1 protein-coding gene is annotated in these 611 nt (G+C 30.9%); it reads right to left on the bottom strand.

Annotated features, from left to right (window positions below; genetic code table 11):
* Window positions 1-34 precede the first annotated feature (34 nt).
* On the bottom strand, window positions 35-611 hold a 577-nt coding region (locus HK417_RS24600; RefSeq protein ID WP_222273469.1), incomplete at its 5' end, for a hypothetical protein.

The raw sequence follows: 611 nt of genomic DNA, 5'->3' as shown, positions 1-611 counted from the left end.
CTCTATCACTTCTCACACTAATGATGGAATGACCTTATTCTTTTTCAATTCTTTTGCATAATTTAATAAATTCGCCACTAGCATCACTCTTGTGAGCAAGGAATAAAACCCATGTATATCTTGAATAATCATCAACTATAACAAAGGCATAGAGTTTACCACCAAGACTTTCTACATCATTTGGTCCAAACAAATCGAGATGTAACAACTCCAAAGGCCTAGATGTAGATATATGCGCTTTGGTTTTAAAACTAGTTTTGATTTGTTTTCCAAATTGGCATGCATCACAAATTTTGTCTTTTGAAAAATTAGCTTTGGGCAAGCCTACAACAAGATTATTTCTAGAAAGCTTTTGAAGTAAATCCATATTAACATGCCCAAGTCTTCTATGCCATAGCCAATTTGCTTCTTGTAAAGCCGAAAAACATGTTACATCTTGAGATGTTAAATTTTCAAAACATGTGATGTAAACATTTCCAAAACGATTTGCAACAAGGATATTGTTTTTGTTTTTATCTAAAACATTACAAGAATTTGATGTAAAATTCACATAATAACCATTATCACATAATTGACTAATACTAAGCAAGTTATGCTTTAAATCATTAACA

The sequence above is a fragment of the Modestobacter marinus genome (assembly GCF_019799945.1).
Classification (GTDB): Bacteria; Actinomycetota; Actinomycetes; order Mycobacteriales; family Geodermatophilaceae; genus Modestobacter; species Modestobacter marinus_B.
The sequence above is the reverse complement of the archived record's forward strand: the minus strand, read 5'-3'. Positions and strand labels throughout refer to the sequence as shown.